Source organism: Arcobacter sp. LA11 (assembly GCF_001895145.1).
Classification (GTDB): Bacteria; Campylobacterota; Campylobacteria; order Campylobacterales; family Arcobacteraceae; genus Halarcobacter.
This window is the reverse complement of record NZ_BDIR01000031.1, coordinates 1-3,545: the sequence shown is the minus strand read 5'-3', so window position 1 is coordinate 3,545 and position 3,545 is coordinate 1. Positions and strand designations below refer to the sequence as shown.

Below are 3,545 nucleotides of genomic sequence, written 5' to 3'. Positions count from 1 at the left end.
GATAATAGGTAATTATGAATTATATTGACATAATGTTTAAGCTTTCAAGTACGATAAAAAATCTTTTAGATATGATGGGAATAAAAATACCCAATTTTTTGATAAAGCATAAGATACCTAATTATATTAGAAAAGATAAGATAAATTATTTTACTGATAGAAAAAGTATTTTACAAAAACTCTTAATAGCTTCATCTTCAAATAATACTATAAATATTTATGGTAAAAAAGGTTCTGGAAAGAGCCATACTTTAAAGTTTTTTGCAGACTGTATAAATAATAAAGTCAGTAAGAAACTATCTAAAGAATATAATTTAAATAAAAAAATAAAAATAAAATATATATTATATTATGATATTACTCATCAAACAGGTATTGAAGGAATTAGAGATTCTTTATGTATTGAATCGAAAAATAATAATATAAAAATTATTAGTAAACTATTTTCAGAAGAAATAAAGAAGATGGTTTCAAATAATGATGTAATAATAATTTTAGATAATGTTAATAATAAAGGAATATATAAAACTATTTCAAATTTAATTGATAGTTATTTACAATATAGACATAATGATTTATTTATTATTGGATCAATAGAAAGATATAAATCTAGTACAGACCCTTATATTAAATATTTAAATGTTGAAAAGTTTTCAAAGGAAGATATTGAAGAGTATTATAAAAAACATAATATTACTAAGCTAGAAAAAAACCAAATTAATAAAATTTATAGTATAACTAAACAAGGTTTGCCGTTATTGGTTCATATAGTAAAGAATTTTCCATTAGAAAAAATATCCTTAGTTAATGAACAAGAGATATATAAATATATTTACGATGAATTAATTGATACTTTAGATAAACAAACACTTGATTTATTGTTACTATTATCTTTTATTAATATATCAACGACAACAATTAAAGAAAAAGATTTAATAAAAAGTTTTGAAGTTGGAAACTATGAATTGTTAAAAAAATCATTGATTGATATTGGATTACTTATTGAAACAGGAGAAAATATAAAAGTTCATGATGAATTAAGAGACTTAATAAATCATCATAATTTATCTAAGTTTAAATATTTTGAAAATAATATTAACAAGTATATACAAAATTCAAATAGTGATAAAAAAGTGTTTTATCACTTATTATCATTTTATGAAAACCAGAATAATCCTAAATTGATTTTAAATACACTTAACAATGAAATATCTCAAAATAATTTTTCTATATTTGAAGAATTACTTGCTCTTATAAAGAGATTTGGATTAAAGTTTAATTCTTATCCAGAGATTCAATTTACATTATATTACGGAATTGCTTATAGTTTTAATGGAAGTGGAGAATATCTCTTAGCTCAAAATATTTTAAATAGTAAAGAAATAATAAATACACTTAAAGAGATTTCAAAAGAAGACTATTTACGTTTTATTATTCTAAAAATAGATATAGCTCATATGTTAAATAAATATCAAAAGTCTGAAGAGAAACTACAAAAATTAATTCAAGAAGAAATAGAAATTACTAATTACAATATTCTCGCTCAATGTTATTGGAAATTAGGACATATAAAATTACATAGAAGCTATTGCTTTCAAGATACTTTAAATAATTATAATAAAGCCATCACATATAAAAAATTCTTACATAATAATCCTTATATACTTAATGCAACTATTGAAACTTATATTACTTATTTATTAAAAAATAATCTAAATTGTTTTAATGAGTTATTAGATATGGAAGATAATTTTAAAGTTGATATTCTATCTTATATTTCATATGAAAGAATTATTTCAAGGTTTTATAAAATGAAAGAAGATTTTTCTTTAGCTCATATATATGTTAATAGATCATATACACATGCAAAAGAAATATTTTCTAAACTTCATAATAATGCAGAATTAGAAAGAGCAGATATATATAGAGCAGAAGAAAATTATGTTGAAGCTATTAATTGTTATCAAAATGTTTTATTATATACAAAAAATAGTATGGATTCAAACCTAGAACTCTCATCAAGATTGGGTATTCTAATATCAAATTTATTAATACATAAAGATAAAATAGAATTTTATAAAGAAGAAATATTAGATGAATTAAAAGAGATAATTTTTGAAAGTAAAAAACTTGAAATTAATATTACTTTACTCCGAGCCCAAGTTGCTCAACATTTTTTATATAAAAATTTAAAACAAACAAGCCCTTGTAATAAAAAAACACTATTAAAACAATTAAAAGAATTTGAATTAAACTTTGAATTGGATATTCTAAAGAATAAAAGTGAAATAAAACTTAAGAATATGCAAAGTACTATTTTTTGAGATTACTATTCATTTCTAATATAATTCCTTTTACTCTATGTCGATTATTTAATGATTTACCATTTATGGCTATAGAATATAAAATATCTGCAAGTGCTTTTATGTAGTTTTTATCAAGTCCTTGATTGGTTATTCCTGCTGTTCCTAATCTAATCCCACTACCTATATTAAAAGGTAATATACGATAATTAGTTGAAATTCTACAAAATTCTAAATCTCTAAAAAATTTCATAGCATTATTCACTAGTCCTTTTTCTTCTATCCATATATGATTACTTGATATTTGATATTTAGGTGTAGAAATAATATTAAACCCTTTGTTTATTAATTCATTTTCTAATAATAGTTTATTATTTAACATCTTATAAGAGTAATCTCTTATGTATTTTGTTTTTAGTAAAATTTCTCCTGCACACATTATACTTAAAGGGTGTGTATTTGAAATATGATTTGATAAAACATTCTTAATGTTACTCCAAATAGTATCTTTCTTTTTTGTTATTAAAATACCTTTTTGGGGTCCAGGAAAGTTTTTATGTAAAGAACTAGTAATTAGATTAAATCCCATTTCAAATGGTGATATATAATCTTCAGCCAATATATGTGTCAGGTAATGAGATGCATCAAATATTGAATAACTATTTTTAAAATATTTAAGTAATTTAGAAAAGTCTTCATAAATTAAACCATCGCTACGATCAATTAAAATAAAATCAGGGTTAAATTTTTTATAGGCTTTTATATTTGCTTCAATATCAAGTAAATAATTTTCTTGATTGTAAATAAGAGGTCTTGCATCAAAATTAAAGCTTTGAAGTATTTTGGAAGTAAATGGATGACCTCCAGCTTTTTCAGGTAGTACCAATATCCTATTCCCATGATTTTTTAAAGAAGAAAGAATGATATGTAATGAATGCATACCAGATAAAGGCCTTAAAGTACATTCTTCTGCATTGAACTTGATTTTCCATTGTTCTAAAAGTTCTTGAATAAATTTAGCTGAAGAATTTCGATTTGCAAAACCAATTGATGCTTCTTCAATTTGATTGTCTGAAAGAGGGCTATCAGGTATATATAAATTTGAAAATGATTTATATTTTATATTATTACACATTTGAATATTATCAGCTGGATTCAATAACATTGTATATTTATTAAGTAATTCTAATCTTTTTATCCTATTTGAAAAAGTATTTAAACAATTCATAATTACCTATTATC

2 protein-coding genes are annotated in these 3,545 nt (G+C 21.9%); one reads left to right on the top strand and one right to left on the bottom strand.

Annotated elements, in window-relative coordinates; genetic code table 11:
* The first annotated feature begins 14 nt into the window (after nucleotides 1–14).
* Nucleotides 15–2,324 carry a hypothetical protein gene (locus BT997_RS15265; protein WP_143145223.1) on the top strand — a complete coding sequence of 770 codons (2,310 nt, stop codon included), beginning with the start codon at nucleotides 15–17 and terminating at the stop codon, nucleotides 2,322–2,324.
* Here BT997_RS15265 and BT997_RS15260 read toward each other — a convergent pair.
* Nucleotides 2,314–3,531 (bottom strand): hypothetical protein, encoded by a 1,218-nt coding sequence (locus tag BT997_RS15260; RefSeq protein WP_072682787.1) that lies wholly within the window; start codon nucleotides 3,529–3,531, stop codon nucleotides 2,314–2,316. The genes BT997_RS15265 and BT997_RS15260 overlap by 11 nt on opposite strands.
* Nucleotides 3,532–3,545 lie beyond the last annotated feature (14 nt).

Bases quoted from the DNA above. Each gene is read 5' to 3' on its own strand.
- BT997_RS15265 (WP_143145223.1), top strand. From the start codon at position 15: ATGAATTATATTGACATAATGTTTAAGCTTTCAAGTACGATAAAAAAT.
- BT997_RS15260 (WP_072682787.1), bottom strand. From the start codon at position 3,531: ATGAATTGTTTAAATACTTTTTCAAATAGGATAAAAAGATTAGAATTA.